At 67.6% G+C, this 17,493-nt stretch carries 16 protein-coding genes; 9 read left to right on the top strand and 7 right to left on the bottom strand.

What is annotated here, in order from left to right; all coding sequences use genetic code 11:
- The 5 genes from FEK34_RS27820 to recQ form a co-directional block, all read right to left on the bottom strand.
- Complete coding sequence (locus FEK34_RS27820) at positions 1-1,587, bottom strand: MFS transporter (RefSeq protein WP_249359697.1); 1,587 nt, start codon at positions 1,585-1,587, stop codon at positions 1-3.
- 55 nt (positions 1,588-1,642) lie between these two features.
- Complete coding sequence (locus tag FEK34_RS27815; protein ID WP_138452678.1) at positions 1,643-2,137, bottom strand: MarR family winged helix-turn-helix transcriptional regulator; 495 nt, start codon at positions 2,135-2,137, stop codon at positions 1,643-1,645.
- Positions 2,138-2,350: 213 nt separating this feature from the next.
- Complete coding sequence (locus FEK34_RS27810) at positions 2,351-2,587, bottom strand: hypothetical protein (protein WP_138452677.1); 237 nt, start codon at positions 2,585-2,587, stop codon at positions 2,351-2,353.
- A 163-nt stretch (positions 2,588-2,750) separates the two neighbouring features.
- Positions 2,751-3,884, bottom strand: coding sequence for a metallophosphoesterase (locus tag FEK34_RS27805; RefSeq protein ID WP_138452675.1), 1,134 nt, complete (start codon positions 3,882-3,884; stop codon positions 2,751-2,753).
- A gap of 135 nt (positions 3,885-4,019) precedes the next feature.
- Entirely contained in the window at positions 4,020-5,900 is a 1,881-nt protein-coding gene (gene recQ / locus FEK34_RS27800; protein WP_249359678.1) for a DNA helicase RecQ, read from the bottom strand.
- Between the two features lie 266 nt (positions 5,901-6,166).
- Between recQ and FEK34_RS27795 the strand changes: the two genes are divergently transcribed.
- Together FEK34_RS27795 and FEK34_RS27790 are read left to right on the top strand one after the other, a co-directional pair.
- Positions 6,167-7,132 (top strand): SMP-30/gluconolactonase/LRE family protein, encoded by a 966-nt coding sequence (locus FEK34_RS27795; protein ID WP_138452671.1) that lies wholly within the window; start codon positions 6,167-6,169, stop codon positions 7,130-7,132.
- A 168-nt stretch (positions 7,133-7,300) separates the two neighbouring features.
- Entirely contained in the window at positions 7,301-7,819 is a 519-nt protein-coding gene (locus FEK34_RS27790; RefSeq protein ID WP_138452669.1) for a GNAT family N-acetyltransferase, read from the top strand.
- Between the two features lies 1 nt (position 7,820).
- Here the strand turns inward: FEK34_RS27790 and hisN are convergent, their stop codons facing one another.
- Positions 7,821-8,606: a histidinol-phosphatase gene (gene hisN / locus FEK34_RS27785; protein WP_138452668.1), complete on the bottom strand. Its 786-nt coding sequence runs from the start codon at positions 8,604-8,606 to the stop codon at positions 7,821-7,823.
- A gap of 210 nt (positions 8,607-8,816) precedes the next feature.
- A complete protein-coding gene (locus FEK34_RS27780) occupies positions 8,817-9,407 on the bottom strand; it encodes an NADPH-dependent FMN reductase (RefSeq protein WP_138452665.1) in 591 nt (196 codons plus the stop codon).
- Positions 9,408-9,549: 142 nt separating this feature from the next.
- Between FEK34_RS27780 and FEK34_RS27775 the strand changes: the two genes are divergently transcribed.
- The 7 genes from FEK34_RS27775 to FEK34_RS27745 all read left to right on the top strand — a co-directional run bounded on the left by FEK34_RS27775 (position 9,550) and on the right by FEK34_RS27745 (position 17,188).
- The gene (locus FEK34_RS27775; RefSeq protein ID WP_138452663.1) at positions 9,550-10,401 is read left to right on the top strand and encodes a helix-turn-helix domain-containing protein; all 852 of its coding nucleotides are present in this window, start codon (positions 9,550-9,552) and stop codon (positions 10,399-10,401) included.
- Between the two features lie 50 nt (positions 10,402-10,451).
- Positions 10,452-11,567, top strand: a complete 1,116-nt coding sequence (prfB, locus tag FEK34_RS27770; RefSeq protein WP_138452661.1) for a peptide chain release factor 2 — start codon at positions 10,452-10,454, stop codon at positions 11,565-11,567.
- Positions 11,567-12,445, top strand: a complete 879-nt coding sequence (locus FEK34_RS27765) for a mechanosensitive ion channel family protein (RefSeq protein ID WP_138452659.1) — start codon at positions 11,567-11,569, stop codon at positions 12,443-12,445. The genes prfB and FEK34_RS27765 overlap by 1 nt, the downstream gene beginning before the upstream one ends.
- 260 nt (positions 12,446-12,705) lie before the next feature.
- Complete coding sequence (ftsE, locus tag FEK34_RS27760; protein ID WP_014352416.1) at positions 12,706-13,395, top strand: cell division ATP-binding protein FtsE; 690 nt, start codon at positions 12,706-12,708, stop codon at positions 13,393-13,395.
- On the top strand, positions 13,395-14,300 hold the full coding sequence (ftsX, locus tag FEK34_RS27755; protein WP_138452657.1) for a permease-like cell division protein FtsX: 906 nt from the start codon (positions 13,395-13,397) through the stop codon (positions 14,298-14,300). The genes ftsE and ftsX overlap by 1 nt, the downstream gene beginning before the upstream one ends.
- 221 nt (positions 14,301-14,521) lie before the next feature.
- Positions 14,522-15,931: an acyl-CoA dehydrogenase family protein gene (locus FEK34_RS27750; protein ID WP_171048437.1), complete on the top strand. Its 1,410-nt coding sequence runs from the start codon at positions 14,522-14,524 to the stop codon at positions 15,929-15,931.
- 33 nt (positions 15,932-15,964) lie between these two features.
- On the top strand, positions 15,965-17,188 hold the full coding sequence (locus tag FEK34_RS27745; RefSeq protein WP_036538941.1) for an acyl-CoA dehydrogenase family protein: 1,224 nt from the start codon (positions 15,965-15,967) through the stop codon (positions 17,186-17,188).
- The last annotated feature ends 305 nt before the right edge of the window (positions 17,189-17,493 follow it).

Below are 17,493 nucleotides of genomic sequence, written 5' to 3'. Positions count from 1 at the left end.
CTACTTCTGAAGCACGCGCTCGGTCGGCACCGGATCGAGCAGCTCGGCGGGATCGACCTTCTCCGCATCGCGCATCGGATCCAGCGCGGGATCGATGTCGATCGTGGTCCGCAGCGGCCGGTTCGGCAGCAGCAGGGTCGCGAGCAGCGCGACCACGGTGGCGAACGCCGCGATCAGGAAGATGCGGCCGGTCGCGTCACCGTAGGCGGTGCGCACGATGGTCGCGATCGGCTCGGGCAGCGCACCGATGTCGAGGTTGCTACCACCCGAGGACGAGGGGTGCAGGCCGAGCTTGGCGAACCCTTCGGCCGACAGATCGCTGACCCTGGTGGCCAGCACCGAACCGAGCACCGACACACCGATCGCACCACCGAAGGTGCGGAAGAACGCCACCGCACTCGAGGCTGCACCGATGTTGTGCACGCTGACGGTGTTCTGCACCGCGAGCACGAGGTTCTGCATCAGGCTGCCGACGCCGAGGCCGACGATGGTGATGAAGACCGCGACCAGCCACAGGTTCGTCGCGTGATCGAGGGTCGACAACAGCGCGAAGCCCGCAACCAGCACCACCGCACCGCCGACGACGAAGCCCTTCCACTTGCCGAACCGGGTGATCAGCTGCCCGGAACCGACCGACGCGATGAGCATGCCCGCGACCATCGGGATGGTCAGCATGCCCGCCACGGTCGGCGAGTAGCCGCGTGCGGTCTGGAAGTACTGGCCGAGGAAAGTGGTCGCGCCGAACATGCCGACACCGACGGCGATAGAGGCGATGATGGCCAGGCCGGTGGTGCGTTCGGTGACGATCGGCAGCGGGATGATCGGCGACTTCGCCCTGGACTCGACCCAGATGGTGGCGGCCAGCAGCAGCACACCCGCGCCGACGTAGAGCGCCGATTCCCGCGAGACCCAGTCGTAGTAGCCGGCCTTGCCCGCGAAGGAGACCCAGATCAGCAGGATCGACACGCCCGCGGTCAGCAGCAGAGCGCCGAGCCAGTCGATGGACACGTCGTCCTTGCGCTCGGTGGGCAGGCGCAGGGTGCGGTGCAGCAGCACGAGCGCGATCACGGCCAGCGGCACGCAGACGAAGAAGCACCAGCGCCAGCCGAGCGGGCTGTCGACGATCACGCCGCCGAGGATGGGTCCGCCCGACATCGACACGGCCATGACCGCGCCCATGTAGCCGGAGTAGCGGCCGCGTTCGCGGGGCGCGACGATGCTGCCGATGATGGCCTGCACCAGTGCGGTCAGGCCGCCCATGCCGATGCCCTGGACGACGCGCGCGGCCAGCAGCAGATCGACGTTGTGGGCGAAACCGGCCAGCACCGAACCGGCCACGAAGATGACGATCGATATCTGGACCAGCGTCTTCTTGTTGAACAGGTCGGCGAGCTTGCCCCAGATCGGGGTGGATGCGGCGGTGGCCAGCAGGGCGGCGGTGATGACCCAGGCGTAGGCGGTCTGGGAACCCTGGAGATCGCCGATGATGGTGGGCAGGGCCGTCGCCACGATCGTGGTGCTGAGCAGTGCCGTGAACAGCGCGGCCAGCAGGCCGGTCATCGCTTCCAGCACTTCGCGATGGGTCATCGCGTAGGGGTCCCGCTGTGTCACCGCCTCGGTGGAAGCCACCCCGTTGTGTTGACTAGACATCTACTCCCTGACTTTCTAGCTGAACCGGCCGATCGGCGGTCATGGTGTGCTGGACGCGCGCGACCAGTGCGTTTCTGAGTTTCTCGATGGCGGCGCAGGCTTGTGCGGCCTCGTCTTCGTCCCAGTCGGCGAGCGCCTCCTGCATGCGCTTGGCCCGGGAGACCCGGATGCGCCGCAGCAGGTTGTGGCCGGCGTCGGTGACCTGCAGCAGCGTCGCGCGACCGTCGTGCGGATCGGCCTGCCTGGTGACATAGCCCTCCGCGACCAGGTCGGTGACGTGGCGGCTCAGCGCCGAGGGGCTGATGCACAGGTGCGAGGCGAGGTCGACCTGACGAATGAGCCCTGCTCCCTCCAGCACCACCAGGACGCCGATGCCACCGGGAAGGAGCTGACCTTCTTCCGGGTGGGCGATGGCTACGCGGATCGCGCGGCCCATGAGATAGAGCTCCCTGGTCAGGTCCTGGGCGGTATCGCGTGACACTGCCATGCCGGACTCCAAACCGAGAATGATTGCTTGCAGTAAGCAACTATATATTGGTTGCTTTCGCTAATCAACTAGTTTTGGGTCGGGCTGGATCACAGCGCAGCCGAGTGAGCGGCACCGCTCGCACACGTGGTGCGGCACGGCCCGATATCGCCCGGGTCGGTACGCGAAACCGTGCGTACATCACCGGCACTCCCAGGTGCCGGGACGCCCGGCTCAGTTCGGGCGCAGCGTCACATAGAGCGCGAGAAGGGCGATGAACAGCAGCGTCAGCGCGATAGTGGAAAGGCGAGGCCGGCCCGGATGGCGTGGTTCGGCCCGGCGGCGGCTCAACCAGACGGTCTCGACGGCGGGGTCGGTGCGATGCTCGCGCACCGGGCCCAGATCGGGAGCCGCGGAGTTCGGCGAGCCGCCCTCGACTTCGCCGTTTTCGGAGCCGTCACCGGATGCCATGGCGTGACGGTAACCCGGCGCGTCCCGGCGCGCCGGAATTCGGGCTCTCAGCGGCGCGTCCGTCGGGCGCCGTCGCCGAGTTGCGCGGCTACCGGAGTTGGCAGGCGCCGCGCTGGTGCCGAACCTCGTCGAGCGCGAGTCGGCTACTGGCCTATCAGGACGATCAGGCGATCCGGCGGCGGAACTCCTCGGTGGACGTACCGGATGCCGGGTCGACCGTGTGTACCCGCAGGTCGATCGCGCCTGGAGCCAGGTCCAGCACCATGAATCCGAGCTGGTGAAAGCTCTGGAACTGGGCCGCGTGAGCGGTATCGGGCAGCACCCGGGGCTGGGCGCCGACGGTCTTCGCGGCGGCACCGGAGACGATCTGACGGGTGCCCTTCATCTCGGGCGTCTGTTCCAGGACCTGCAACGAATGATCGTGACCGGACAGGATCAGGTGGCAGCGGCCGTTCACGTGGTCGTCGAAGAACCGCTTCACATGCACGCCGTTGATGGGCTCGACCGGCAGGCCTTCGTAATGCCCGGCATCACCGTGCGGTCCGTTGTTCAGGTACGGGTGATGGGTGCAGGCGATCTTCCAAGTGGCGGGCGATTCGGCGATGGCGCGGTCGAGCCAGGCGCGCTGCTCGTTCATGAACTGGCCGTCGACCGCCCAGTACGAGGTGAACAGCGGCGGCAGATAAGCCGCGAGCGGGTTGAGGTCGAGCACGAAGAATTCGACCACCGGATTGCGCTCGGGAACCCGCACCGAGTAGTAGCGGCTCGGCATCCACCAGCGCGGCGAGTGCGCGTGATAGCGGACCTCGTGATCGCCGCGCAGCAGCCACCCGCCGTCGCCGGGGAAGACCGAGCTGTTGTCGTGATTGCCCAGCACCATCGCCCACGGAAAGTCCAGGCCGTTGTTGGGGTCTTCGAATTTGGCTGCGAACTGGGGATCTTCGTTGCTGTTCGGCCCGCTTTCGTAGATGTTGTCGCCGAGCCCGAGCGCCATGGCGAAGGGTTCGCGCCGATGGAAGGCGCGAATGGCGTCGGCGACCGCCCACTGGGAGCGGGTGCCGGTGCCGGCGTCACCGGTGACCAGCACGCGGACGCTGTCGCCGCCGGCAGGGAAGGGGAATTTGCCGACGCCCTCGGCCACCGGCACCGCTTGTGCCGGGGTGAGGCCGACGAGCGTCAGTCCCGCTGCCGCGGCGGCCGCGCCGGTCAGCAGCTCACGGCGGCCGATCCCGGATCTGCCGTGACCACGGTCCTCGCGACCACGCGAGCTCCCATCTCCGGGCTCCGACCCGCTCATGCCTGCCTCCGTCCACTCGCCGGGATGCTCCGATGTCGCTTCGCAGCCATCCTGAACTACACGATTCGATCGGTCGATCTGAGGGGTCGAGATTTCACATTCCGTCGGCCGTGTGTTCGGTCGCCGGCCGTGGGATCAGTGCGCGGCCAAGACCTCGAGCACCTGCTCGCCGTACTTGGCCAGCTTGTTCTCACCCACTCCCCCGACCGCGCCCAGCCCGGCTAGGTCGGCCGGTTTGCGGGCGGCGATATCGCGCAGGGTGGCGTCGTGGAAGACGACGTAGGCGGGAACACCCTGCTCCTTCGCCGTCGCCGCCCGCCATTCGCGCAGCTTCTCGAACAGCGCGACGTCCTCGGGGGCGAGATCCACCGGCGAGTTCTTCGCCGACTTCGCCGCACGTGCGGCGCGGGTGGGTGCCGGGCGTTCGGGCTCGCGGCGCATCATCACCTTCTGCCCGTCGAACAACACCGCGTTTCCGGCCTCGGTCAGGGTGAGCACGCCGTATTCGCCGTGCACCGCGAGCAGCCCCTGTGCCAGGCATTGCCGCACCACTCCTCGCCACTCGGTGTCACGCAGGTCGGTGCCGACGCCGAATACCGTGAGTTCGTGGTGGTCGTGCTGGAGCACCTTCGGGTTCTTCTTGCCGAGCAGAATGTCGATCAGGTGGCCCGCGCCGAAACTCTGGCCCCGCTCGCGTTTCAGTCGCAGCACCGCCGACAGCAACTTCTGCGCGGCGACCGTGCTGTCCCAGGATTCGGGTGGGTTCAGGCAGGTATCGCAGTTGCCGCAGGGTTCGCCGCGCTGACCGAAGTAGGCCAGGAGCTGGGTGCGGCGGCAGTTCACCGTCTCGCACAGCGCCAGCATCGCGTCCAGGTGTAGTTGTAGTTGCCTGCGGTGTGCGGCGTCGCCGTCGGAGGCGTCGATGAGTTTGCGCTGCTGCACCACATCGTTGAGCCCGTAGACCATCCACGCGGTGGACGCCAGACCGTCACGGCCGGCCCTTCCGGTTTCCTGGTAGTAGCCCTCCACCGATTTGGGCAGGTCGAGGTGGGCGACGAACCGGACGTCCGGCTTGTCGATCCCCATCCCGAAGGCGATGGTCGCGACCACCACGAGCCCGTCTTCCCGCAGGAATCGCGACTGATTCTCGGCGCGAGTCCTGTTGTCCAAGCCCGCGTGATACGGCACGGCCCTGATGCCGTTCTCGGTGAGAAACGCGGCGGTCTTCTCCACAGAATTGCGCGACAGGCAGTAGACGATGCCCGCGTCACCGGCATGTTCGGCGCGGATGAAATCGAGCAGCTGACGCTCCGGGCGGTTCTTCGGTTCGATCCGGTATTGGATATTGGGCCGGTCGAAGCTGGCCACGAACCGGCGGGCGCCGCCCAGGTCGAGGCGCTCGATGATCTCGTCGCGGGTCTTCTCGGTGGCAGTCGCGGTGAGCGCGATCCGGGGAACTTCCGGCCAACGCTCGTGCAACAGGGAAAGGGCCAGATAGTCGGGGCGGAAGTCGTGGCCCCACTGCGAGACGCAGTGCGCCTCGTCAATCGCGAACAGCGCGATCTTGCCGCGTTCGAGCAGCTTGGCGGTGGATTCCAGGCGTAGCCGCTCCGGCGCGAGGTACAGCAGATCGAGCTCACCCGCCACGTACTGGGCCTCCACCATGCGGCGTTCGTCCGGGTTCTGGCTCGAGTTGAGGAATCCGGCCCGCACCCCGAGTGCGCTGAGCGCGTCCACCTGGTCTTGCATGAGCGCGATGAGCGGCGACACCACCACGCCGACACCCGGCCGCACCAGCGCGGGCACCTGATAGCAGAGCGATTTGCCGCCACCGGTGGGCATCAGGACCAGCGCGTCACCGCCGGAGACCACATGGTCGACGATGGCGCCCTGATCGCCGCGGAAGCTGTCGTAGCCGAACACCCGGCGTAGAACCTGTTGTGCCGCATCGGGTTCGGCATCGGTGACGATGCGGTGTGCGGCGGTGGGGGCGTCGGGTGTTTCCACGCGGCCCATCCTACGAGGACCCGGCGACAGCCGAGGGCCGTGCGGGAGCGCGGCCTGGACGAAAGCGCAAGGTTGCGCACATGTGGATAACTTTCGCTCGGCAACCCCGATCCAGGACGGGCGATCCGGGACGTGCGGCGCGCCTCGCCCAGTGAATGCCCAGGTCCGGGCACCGCCGCCGCACCCCTGGACGCCCGCGAGGGTCGAATGCCGATGGCGATCCGGGTCCGTTCACCGCCCGGCAACCGCCGAAGGAGGCTGTTAGGTTGTCCGGCATGACATTCGGGAGAGCTCGCAGCTGGTCGGCCGGACTGGCGGTGACCATCGCGGCCGGGCTGACGGCCGCAGCACCCGCACACGCTCAGCCGTTTCCGAAGATGTGCGCCGACGGGTGGGGAGCCACAACGATCGTCGAAGGCGTCGGCAACCTGGAAAACCTGGACTCCGATGGCGCGGGCGGCTTCTACGTCACCGGCATCGTCGACGGATTCCTCGCCCACGTCTCGGCGGACGGGCGGTTCGAGAAGCTGGTCACCGGACTCGACAAGCCGGCAGGCGTCCGGGTGGTCGGGCGATCGGTGTACTTCCTCACCGGCGACGGTATCGATGCGGCGCCGGGCACGCTCCAGCGCTATGACATTGACACCGGCGCGTCGACGGTCCTGCTCACCGGTTTGAACGGACCGAACGGCCTGCTCCTGCTACCCGATGGCGATCTGCTGTTCAGCACACTGGGCATGAACCGCGCGCCCACCGGTATCGCCCGCTACCGGCCGTCCACCGGCGAATACACCGAAACCTGGTCGAACCTGCCGTGGACCAACGGCCTGGCGCTGGCGGCGGACGGCAAGTCAATCTATACCGACAACCTGACCGGACGCATCTTCCGCATCCCGCTCGACGCCCCCAACTCCCCCACCGTCGTCACCGGCATCCCCGAGCTGATCTCCCTGCCCGACGATATGGAGGCCACTCGCGACGGCGACCTCTACGTCGCCGACCACGGCGTCGGCGCCATCTACCGCGTCGACACCGCCACCGGATCGAGTTGCGCGATCATCTCCGGGCTCATCAAACGCCCCGACCCGATCCGCACCCCACCCGACGGCACCACGTCGGTCCGCATAGCCCGCGACGGCAATTCCTGGTCCCTGTTCATCACCAGCATGGACGGCACCCTCCGCCGCCTGCGCCCGCCCGCGGGCATCGACCTCACCCCCGCCGACGCGACCAGGCGGTAGTCGTCCCATGCCTGCGCACACCGGCTACTTACCCGAGCTAGCTCCGAGGAGCAGCACACACGCTTCGGGGAGGACCGCGATCCGGGAACGAACAAGCCTGCGGAACCTGTCGGACCTCGATCACGTGGTGGCTGCACCCGGGTCGGAGTGCCGCTCGGATGTCGTCGGATGAGCAGACCCGCACCGATGATTCCGGCGACAGCGGCGGACGCCCCAGGCATCGCAAATCTCCGCGACGAACTCGCCCACTGGATGCTCGCCAACGACATCCAGCAGTGGCGGCCGGGCGAATACCCGCCCGAGGTAATTGCCGCCGAGATCGCCCGCGGTGAATGGTTCCGCTGGCGCGGCGCCGACGGCGCGCTCATCGCTACCGTGCGTCTGATCTGGAGCGATCCGGAATTCTGGGGCGAGGCCGACGCCGAGGCCGGATACGTGCACGGGCTCATGGTCGATCCGGCCCACCGCGGCAAACAGCTGGGCAGCCGGGTACTGGACTTCTGCGCCGAATACACCCTCGCCAACGGGCTGTCTGTGCAGCGGCTCGACACCGCCGAGAACAATCAGGTCCTGCGCGAGTTCTACGCCACCCAAGGCTTCGCCGAGGTCGGCAGAGCCCCGCTGCCTGCGCGCTTTCAGGGCTGCGAACGGATCGTGCTGCTGGAGAAGCGGCTCGGGCGGGCGTAGCTCAGGCTGTCAGGCGGTCGAGAACCGGCTGGTGCAGCAGGCCGTTGGTGGCGACTGCGTCACCGCCGTGCGGGCCGGGCCTGCCGTCGAGGGAGGTGAAGGTGCCACCAGCTTCGCGGACCAGGATATCGAGGGCAGCCAGATCCCAGAGCGAGACCTCGGGTTCGGTGGCGATATCGACAGCACCCTCGGCGACCAGGCAATAGTTGAGGAAATCGCCGTAACCGCGCACCCGCCACACCTCGTCGGTGAGGTCGATGAACTTCTCCCGCAGGCCGCGGTCACGCCAGCCGGACAGGCTGGAGAAGGCGAGGCTGGCGTTGTCGAGGTCGGCGACGGCGGAGACGGTGATCGGTTTCGGCGCGCCCGGATGAAAGCTGGACCACGCACCCGAACCTGCGGCCGCCCACCAGCGGCGGGCCAGTGCCGGTGCACTCACCACCCCGACCACCGGCACACCCTCCTCCAGCAACGCGATGAGCGTCGCCCACACCGGGACGCGGCGCACGAAGTTCTTGGTCCCGTCGATCGGGTCGATCACCCACTGCCGCCCCGCGAATTCGGCGTCACCGCCGAACTCCTCGCCCAGCACCGAATCCTGCGGCCGCTCATGCGCGAGCACCGTGCGGATCTGCCGTTCCACCGCCAGATCCGCATCCGAGACCGGCGTCAGATCCGGCTTGGCATCCACCTTCAAATCGAGCGCACCGAAACGCTCCTTGGTGATGGCGTCGGCGGCATCGGCGAGCCGAAGGGCGAGTTCGAGATCGGAAGTGTGCGCGGCCACCTCAAAACCTTATCCGGAAACCCGCCGCAGCCCAGTACTGCCACCGCAGCCACGCAACCGAGCCCGCACCCACCGGCTGACGGCGGCGCCCACCACGCGGCCGGATTCGCACAGCTCGTGGCCGCGGCCGAGGACGGCCGTGTCGCCGGTCGGCCGAACACGTCGACCGGCGACTATTCGACGATCCTGCCCGCCACCGAACCGGCGCTATCAGGCGACCGGAACCGATCGGGCCGCCGCCAGCGCCGACGCCCACCAGTGCAGCCGATCCAGCATCGTGCGCGCCGCCCCGGCCGGCTCGGCCGGTTCACGCAGCGCCCCGTTCTCATCGAAGAGCAGGTAGTACCGCGGGAACGACACGTATTCGCGCAGCGTGTGGGCGTCGAGCTCGTTGAACACCTGCCGCAGCCCTTCGATGGCCAGTAGCCCGCCGCTGCCGCCGCTGTACCCGACGAACCCGATGGTCTTGCCCTGCCATTGGGTGAAGTGCCAATCGATGGCCGCCTTCAGCGAGGCCGGGAAGCTGCGGTTGTAGTCGGGCGTGACGATGACGTAGGCGTCGGCCGCCGAGAGCCGCTCGGTCAGGACCGTCATTCCGGCGGGCCGCTCGGGGTCCGGGTTCAGGGCGGGCGGGACGGCGGGCAGTTCCAGCGGGATGTCGTAGTCGGCCAGATCGATGACGTCGACGTCGTATCCGCCGTGGGCGCGGGCCTGGTCGGCCAACCAGCCGGCCACCACCGGGCCGAACCGTCCGTCCCGGACGCTGCCGATGATCACCGCGAGCTTCAGTGGCGTGGTCATGCCGTTCTCCTTCGGATCGAGTGCGACCGTCGCGGTCGCTCGCTCATCACTCTGTCCGCGATCGCAAGTCCGATGAAGACCGCGCGGAGGGTGGTAGTGCGAGGGCCACTCTCAGCGCAGGGAAGGTGATTACGGTGAATGAGTGAGCACCAATGAGATGGGCCTGTTCCTGCGCACCCGGCGCGAGTCGGTCACTCCCGCCGAGGTCGGGCTGCCGAGCGGGCCGCGCCGGCGCACCCCTGGTCTGCGCCGTTCGGAGCTGGCGACGCTGGCGGGGGTGAGCGTCGAATACCTGACCCGCCTCGAGCAGGGCCGCGATCGCAATCCTTCACCTCCGGTGCTGTCCGCGCTGGCCGACGTCCTGCGCCTCACCGCGAGCGAGCGCGTCCATCTCTACCGGCTCACCAAGGCCGATTCCGGATTCACCTGCATGGGCGGCGCTCAGCCCAACCGCGAGGTACGGCCCACCGTGCGCGCCATCCTCGACCAGCTCGAACCCACCGCCGCGATCGTCGTCAACCGGCTCACCGAGATCCTGGCCTGCACCGAGGGCTACCGCGCGCTGATGGGCGCCTCCGGCCAGCTCGACGAGGAACTGCCCGATCTGGCCGGCTATGCCTTCACCGATCCGCGTGCCAAGGAGTTCTTCCCCGACTGGGATCGCGTCGCCGACCACCTCGTCGCCACCTTGAAGCAGGGCCCGTTCCGCGCGGATCCGCATATCGATGCCCTCGCCGACCGTCTCACCATCACCGCGGGCGCCGCCTTCACCGACCGCGTCGAGACCGTGCCGAACCTTCCGCCGGTCACCGGCGTCACCCGCATGCGGCATCCCGAGGTGGGCGGGCTGCGGATGGCCTACGAGACCCTCGATCTGCCCGCCGACGACGACCAACAGCTCATCGTCTATCTCCCCGCCGACGAGGCCACCGCCGCCGCGCTCGACGCCCTCAACGGTCGCCGCCCCGGCGCGTTGCGTGCCGTCTCCGGATAGCCTGCCCTGCGGTTTCACCCCGCCGTACCGGCCCGGTAGCCTTGGACATCGTGCATCCCGACGTATCCGCCGATCTAGCCGAACTCGACACCACGCTCAAGACCGTCGAGTCGGTCCTCGACATCGACGAGCTACGCCGCCGCATCGATGAACTCGAGCATCAGGCGTCCGACCCCGATCTGTGGAACGACCAGGACCACGCCCAGAAGGTCACCAGCGAGCTCTCGCACGCCCAGGGCGAGCTGCGCCGGGTCGAGGAGCTGCGGCAGCGGCTGGAGGACCTGCCGATCCTCTACGAGCTGGCCGAAGGCGAGGAGGGCGAGGCGGCCGCCGCCGCGCTGGCCGACGCCGACGCCGAACGCGCCGCGCTGCACGCCGACGTGGAGGCGATGGAGGTGCGCACGCTGCTGTCGGGTGAATACGACAAGCGTGAGGCGCTGGTCAACATTCGTTCCGGCGCCGGCGGCGTGGACGCCGCCGACTGGGCCGAGATGCTGATGCGCATGTACATCCGCTGGGCCGACCGGCACAAGTACCCGGTCGAGGTCTACGACACCTCCTACGCCGAAGAGGCCGGCATCAAGAGCGCCACCTTCGCGGTGAAGTCGCCGTATGCCTACGGCACGCTGTCGGTGGAGATGGGTACGCACCGGCTGGTGCGGATCAGCCCGTTCGACAACCAGGGCCGGCGCCAGACCTCCTTCGCCGAGGTGGAGGTGCTGCCGGTGGTGGAGACCACCGACCACATCGAGATCCCCGAGGGCGAGATCCGCGTCGACGTCTACCGCTCGTCGGGTCCCGGTGGCCAGAGCGTCAACACCACCGACTCCGCGGTGCGCCTGACCCATATCCCGACCGGCATCGTCGTCACCTGCCAGAACGAGAAATCGCAGCTGCAGAACAAGATTTCGGCGATGCGCGTGCTCCAGGCCAAACTGCTCGAGCGCAAGCGGCAGGAGGAGCGCGCCGAGATGGACGCGCTCAAGACCAACGAGGGCGCGTCCTGGGGTAACCAGATGCGTTCCTATGTGCTGCACCCGTACCAGATGGTCAAGGATCTGCGCACCAACTACGAGGTCAACAATCCGTCCGCGGTGCTCGACGGTGATATCGACGGCTTCATCGAGAGCGGGATCCGCTGGCGGATGCGGGAGCAGGCCAACTGATGTTCGCCCCGGGGATCCGGAGTTCGGGGATCCACGCGCTGTCGGTTTCCTCCGACGTCACCCCATGGCTGCGTTCCTCCGGCCTGGAGATCGTGCTGCTGATCCTGGGCGCGGTGCTGTTCAGCCGGTTCGCGACGTTCGTGCGCGACCGAGTGACCCGCAAGATCGATGCGAGTTTCCAGAGCAGCGACGCGCTGGTGCGCACCGAGGCGGCCAAGCATCGGCACGCGCTGGCGCAGGTGGTCACCTGGGTGGTGCTGACCATCGTCTATGTGCTGGTCGGCATGGAGGTGTTGCAGCGTCTCGGGTTCGCGGTCACCGGGCTGGTGGCTCCGGCCGCGGTGCTCGGCGCCGCCTTGGGTTTCGGCGCCCAGCGCATCGTGCAGGACATCCTCGCCGGGTTCTTCCTGATCACCGAGCGCCAGTACGGATTCGGTGACGTGGTGCGCATCAACGTCACCGGCGCCGCCGACACCGCCGAGGGGACCGTCGAGGACGTCACCCTCCGGATCACCACCTTGCGCGACGCCGACGGTCAGGTGATCATCGTGCCCAACGGCCAGATTGTGAAAGTCACGAATCTGTCGAAAGATTGGGCACGTGCGGCGATCGACGTCCCGGTGGCGGCCAGTGCCGACATCAACCGGGTGAACGAGATCCTGCACAAGGTGGGCGAAGAGGCCTACCGTGACCGCAGGCTCGAGCCGCTGCTGCTGGACGAGCCGACGGTCATGGGTGTGGAAGACCTCACGGTCGATCAGATGAACATCCGGATGGTCGCCCGCACCCTGCCGGGTAAGCAATTCGAAGTAGGACGTGAGCTGCGGGTCCGGGTAGCCGCCGCGCTGCGCAGGGAAGGTATCAGTGAGACCGCGTAAATCCACGGCGATCCTGATGGGGAGCTGGGTCGCAACGTTCGTGCTGTATCTGTTCGTCAAACCCGACACGCCCACACCGCCCGCGCCATTGGTGAATACCGTTCCGGCAGCGGTGCATACGGCTACGCCGACCCCGTGACCCGCCCGGGTTCGCGAACCTGACAGCGCCCCGATCGCGGCGCTGACCAGGGCATGATCGGGCTCGTGAGTCAGCTCACGGGCCCCGGCCACAGAGTGGGCCATGGTTACACTGGCTCCCCGTGATCACGATGCGGAACGTCACGAAGTCGTACAAGACCTCGACGCGACCCGCGCTGGACAACATCACGGTGGATGTGGGCAAGGGCGAGTTCGTCTTCATCATCGGACCGTCCGGCTCGGGCAAATCGACCTTCATGCGGTTGCTGCTCAAGGAGGAAGTGCCCACCGCCGGCGAGATCCAGGTGGCCGATTTCCGGGTGGACCGGCTGCCCGGGCGCAAGGTGCCCAAACTGCGTCAACGGATCGGGTGTGTGTTCCAGGACTTCCGGCTGCTGCAACAGAAGACCGTCGAGCAGAACGTTGCGTTCGCGCTGGAGGTGATCGGCAAGCGCAGGCAGTTCATCGAGCGCACCGTCCCCGAAGTGCTGGACATGGTCGGGCTCGGCGGCAAGGCCGACCGGCTGCCCGGCGAGCTGTCCGGCGGCGAGCAGCAGCGCGTGGCGATCGCGCGCGCGTTCGTCAACCGGCCGTTGGTGCTGCTGGCCGACGAACCCACCGGCAACCTCGATCCGGAGACCAGCGCCGACATCATGGCGCTGCTGGAACGGATCAATCGCACCGGCACCACGGTGCTGATGGCCACCCATGACAACCACATCGTCGACTCGATGCGCCGACGGGTCATCGAACTCGACCGCGGGCGCATGGTCCGCGACGAGGCCACCGGCGTGTACGGAGTTGATCGCTGATGCGGGCGAGTTTCCTGTTCGGCGAGGTCTTCGAAGGCCTGCGCCGCAACGTCACCATGACCATCGCGATGATCCTGACCACCGCGGTCTCGCTCACCATGCTCGGTGGCGGTCTGCTGGCGGTCCGGATCGCCGACAAGACCGAGCAGTACTTCCTCGACCGGCTCGAGGTGCGGCTGTACCTGACCGAGGACGTCTCGGCCAACGACCCGGACTGCTCGCTCGAACCGTGCAAGTCGCTGATGGCCGACCTCAAGGCCACCGAGGGCGTGGAGTCGGTGCAGTTCCTCAACCGGGACGATGCGATCCGCGAGGCCAGGGAGAAGACCTTCAAGGATCAGCCGGAGCTGGCCGAATACGTGGCCGATACGCCGCTGCCTGCCTCGCTGCGGGTGAAGATGGTCGACGCCGAGCTGTATCCGACGATCTACGAATCGTTCTACGACCGGCCCGGTGTTGGCATGGTGCGCAATGACAAGGACATCGTCGACCGGCTGGTCAGCCTGTTCGACGGATTGCGCAACGCGGCCTTCGGTCTGGCGATTCTGCAAGCCGTGGCGGCGCTGCTGTTGATCGCGAACATGGTGCAGATCGCGGCGTTCACCCGGCGCACCGAGGTCGGCATCATGCGCCTGGTCGGCGCCACCCGCTGGTACACCCAGCTGCCGTTTCTGCTGGAGGCGGTGGTGGCGGCGCTGGCCGGTTCGCTGCTCGCGGTGGCCGGGCTGTTCATCGCACGTCCGCTGGTGGTTGACCGGGCGCTCGGCGACTTGTTCGCGAGCAAGGTCTTTCCCCGCATCACCGGCGACGACATCGCCATGACCGCGCTGATCATCGCACCGGTCGGCGTCGCGTTCGCGGCCGTGACGGCGTACGCCACTTTGCGCTACTACGTGCGCGAATAAGTGTGACACCGCGCCGAAGGCGCACCAGATCGAGGCCGGTCCACCCAACGGTGGGCCGGCCTTTTCGCGTCGCCCGGTTGGCCTGTTTTGTGATACCGCACAACGACTCGGCAACAGATTCGCGAACCCTCGACGCTCTTCTTACTCTGGAGTAAGATAGCCTTACTCAAGAGTAAGATAATGGGACCACCACCCACTCACCCACCCATCCGAGAAAACAGGTGATGATGAGCACTCGAGACAGCGCGACGAAGCGACGTCCGGATTCCGGCCGGAGCCAGGATTCCGCGGTCGGCCTGAACCAACCCAAGCGGGATTGGATGGGCGCGGCGATGCGGGTGATGACGACCCTCACCGGGTCCGAGCTCGCCGAGAAGTACAACTTGCGCAAGCCGATCGAGCGGGTCACCTACGAAGGCACCAAGACCGGATTCCGCACCCTCGGCGCCGCCACTCGCGCGTTCAACAAGGTCGCCGGCGGCGGGCAGCCCAAGCGCCTGGCCACCAACGAGGCCAAGAACAAGGACTACTTCGACCTCACCCCCACCGACGAACAGCAGATGATCGTCGAGACGGTGCGCGAGTTCGCCGCCGAGATCCTGCGTCCGGCCGCGCACGACGCCGACGAGGCCGCCGCCGCGCCGAAGGATCTGCTCGGCCGCGCCGCAGAACTCGGCATCACGCTGATCAACGTCCCCGAGGAGCTCGAGGGCGCGGCCAGCGAGCGCGGTGCCGTCACCAACTCGATGGTCGCCGAGGCGCTCGCGCACGGCGACATGGGTCTCGCGCTGCCGATCCTGGCGCCCAGCGGCGTCGCGGTCGCGCTGTCGCAGTGGGGCACCGACGCGCAGCAGCAGACCTACCTGCCCGCCTTCACCGGCGAGAACGTGCCGCAGGCCTCCGTGGTGATCAGCGAGCCGCGCGCCCTGTTCGACCCGTTCGCCCTGCAGACCAAGGCCGTGCGCTCGCCGAGCGGCTACCGCATCTCCGGTGTGAAGAGCCTGGTCCCGGCCGCCGCCGACGCCGAACTGTTCATCGTCGGCGCCGAACTCGACGGGCGCCCCGCGCTGTTCATCGTCGAGTCCGACGCACAGGGCCTGGTCGTGGAGGCCGACCCGAGCATGGGTCTGCGGGCCGCAGGCCTCGGCCGGCTCATCCTCGACAACGTCGCCGTCGGCACCGACGCGCTGCTCGGCGACGGTGACAGCAAGCAGCACGCCGAGGACTACGCCGACGCCGTGCGACTGGCTCGCCTCGGCTGGGCTTCGCTGGCCGTCGGCACCGGTCAGGCCGTGCTCGACTACGTGATCCCCTACGTCAACGAGCGTGAAGCGTTCGGCGAGCCGATCTCGCACCGCCAGGCGGTCGCGTTCATGGTCGCCAATATCGCCATCGAGCTCGACGGCCTGCGGCTGGTGACGCTACGTGGCGCCTCCCGCGCCGAGCAGGGGCTGTCCTTCGCCCGCGAGGCCGCGCTGGCCAAGAAGCTGGCCACCGACAAGGGCATGCAGTTCGGCCTCGACGGCGTGCAGCTGCTCGGCGGCCACGGTTACACCAAGGAGCACCCGGTCGAGCGCTGGTACCGCGATCTGCGCGGCATCGGCGTCGCCGAAGGTGTCGTGCTCGTCTGACCGGCCCGTTCGTTACTTCAGGAGATTCCAACCATGATCAATCTCGAACTCCCCAAGAAGCTGCGGGCCAGCGCCAACCAGGCGCATCAGGTCGCCGCGCAGATCTTCCGCCCCATCTCGCGTAAATACGATCTCGCCGAGCACGAGTACCCGGTCGAGCTCGACACCATGGCCGCCATGGTCGAAGGTCTCGCCGACTCCGGCACCCAGAAGATCGGCGGCGCCGCGGGCGGCCGCGAGGACGACAGCGACGCGCATGCCACCGAGCTGCTCGGAAACACCAACGGCGGCAATATGTCCGCGCTGCTCAACGCCCTGGAAACCTCGTGGGGCGACGTCGGCCTGATGCTGTCGATCCCCTACCAGGGCCTCGGCAACGCCGCCATCGCGGCCGTCGCCACCGATGAGCAGCTCAAGCGTTTCGGCAAGGTGTGGGCGTCGATGGCCATCACCGAGCCGTCCTTCGGCTCCGACTCCGCGGCCGTCACCACCACCGCCGTGCTCGACGGCGACGAGTGGGTCCTCAACGGCGAGAAGATCTTCGTCACCGCCGGTGAGCGCTCCACCCACATCGTGGTGTGGGCCTCGGTCGACCGCAGCCTCGGCCGCGCGGCCATCAAGTCGTTCGTAGTGCCGCGTGATGCTCCCGGCCTGTCGGTGGCGCGGCTCGAGCACAAGCTCGGCATCAAGGCCTCCGACACCGCCGTGCTGCTGCTGCAGGACTGCCGGATCCCGAAGGACAACATCCTCGGCAGCCCGGAAGTCAACGTGGAGAAGGGCTTTGCCGGGGTCATGCAGACCTTCGACAACACCCGCCCCCTCGTCGCAGCCATGGCCGTCGGTGTCGCCCGCGCCGCCCTCGAGGAGCTGCGCGCGGTCCTGAAGGACGCGGGCATCGAGCCGTCCTACGACATCCCCGCCAACAACCAGCCCGCCGCGGCCGCCGAATTCCTGCGCATGGAAGCCGATTACGAATCGGCCTACCTGCTGGCCCTGCGCGCCGCCTGGATGGCCGACAACAAGAAGCCGAACTCCCTCGAGGCTTCCATGTCCAAGGCCAAGGCCGGCCGCACCGGCACCGACGTCACCCTCAAGGCCGTCGAACTCGCCGGGCCGCTCGGGTACTCGCAGCGGACTCTGCTGGAGAAGTGGGGCCGGGACTCGAAGATTCTCGACATCTTCGAGGGGACCCAGCAGATCCAGCAGCTGATCGTCGCGCGGCGGGTGCTGGGGAAGACCAGTGCTGAGCTGAAGTAAGAGGTTGAACAGTGGAACCGGTGCGGGTCGGGATTTCGATCTGCACCGGTTTCTTTGTGTTCGGCAGGGTCGCGTATGCGGAACAGGTGCCGGTTTTCCAGATCCAGTTCGCGCACCGCTGCGTGCGCAATGCGATCCGATCAGGCGATGCCCATTTCATCGAGACTGCGCGCGGTGAGAATGCGCGCCGTCCACACATGCAACTGCTCAGAACTTGCCCGGCCCACAGCCATGGCCACCTCTACCGGAACAGGCCCGAACTTCAGCGCCAACAGTTCGATCAACGTCTCCGCGCGGCCTTCAGC

It is taken from the genome of Nocardia cyriacigeorgica (assembly GCF_005863245.1).
GTDB lineage: Bacteria > Actinomycetota > Actinomycetes > Mycobacteriales > Mycobacteriaceae > Nocardia > Nocardia cyriacigeorgica_C.
This window is presented reverse-complemented; position numbering and strand designations above follow the sequence as displayed.

What these genes read in the sequence shown, in the direction of transcription:
- FEK34_RS27820 (WP_249359697.1), bottom strand. Translation starts at nt 1,587, where the DNA reads ATGACCCATCGCGAAGTGCTGGAAGCGATGACCGGCCTGCTGGCCGCG.
- FEK34_RS27815 (WP_138452678.1), bottom strand. Translation starts at nt 2,137, where the DNA reads ATGGCAGTGTCACGCGATACCGCCCAGGACCTGACCAGGGAGCTCTAT.
- FEK34_RS27810 (WP_138452677.1), bottom strand. Translation starts at nt 2,587, where the DNA reads ATGGCATCCGGTGACGGCTCCGAAAACGGCGAAGTCGAGGGCGGCTCG.
- FEK34_RS27805 (WP_138452675.1), bottom strand. Translation starts at nt 3,884, where the DNA reads ATGAGCGGGTCGGAGCCCGGAGATGGGAGCTCGCGTGGTCGCGAGGAC.
- recQ (WP_249359678.1), bottom strand. Translation starts at nt 5,900, where the DNA reads ATGGGCCGCGTGGAAACACCCGACGCCCCCACCGCCGCACACCGCATC.
- FEK34_RS27795 (WP_138452671.1), top strand. Translation starts at nt 6,167, where the DNA reads ATGACATTCGGGAGAGCTCGCAGCTGGTCGGCCGGACTGGCGGTGACC.
- FEK34_RS27790 (WP_138452669.1), top strand. Translation starts at nt 7,301, where the DNA reads ATGAGCAGACCCGCACCGATGATTCCGGCGACAGCGGCGGACGCCCCA.
- FEK34_RS27780 (WP_138452665.1), bottom strand. Translation starts at nt 9,407, where the DNA reads ATGACCACGCCACTGAAGCTCGCGGTGATCATCGGCAGCGTCCGGGAC.
- FEK34_RS27765 (WP_138452659.1), top strand. Translation starts at nt 11,567, where the DNA reads ATGTTCGCCCCGGGGATCCGGAGTTCGGGGATCCACGCGCTGTCGGTT.
- ftsX (WP_138452657.1), top strand. Translation starts at nt 13,395, where the DNA reads ATGCGGGCGAGTTTCCTGTTCGGCGAGGTCTTCGAAGGCCTGCGCCGC.
- FEK34_RS27745 (WP_036538941.1), top strand. Translation starts at nt 15,965, where the DNA reads ATGATCAATCTCGAACTCCCCAAGAAGCTGCGGGCCAGCGCCAACCAG.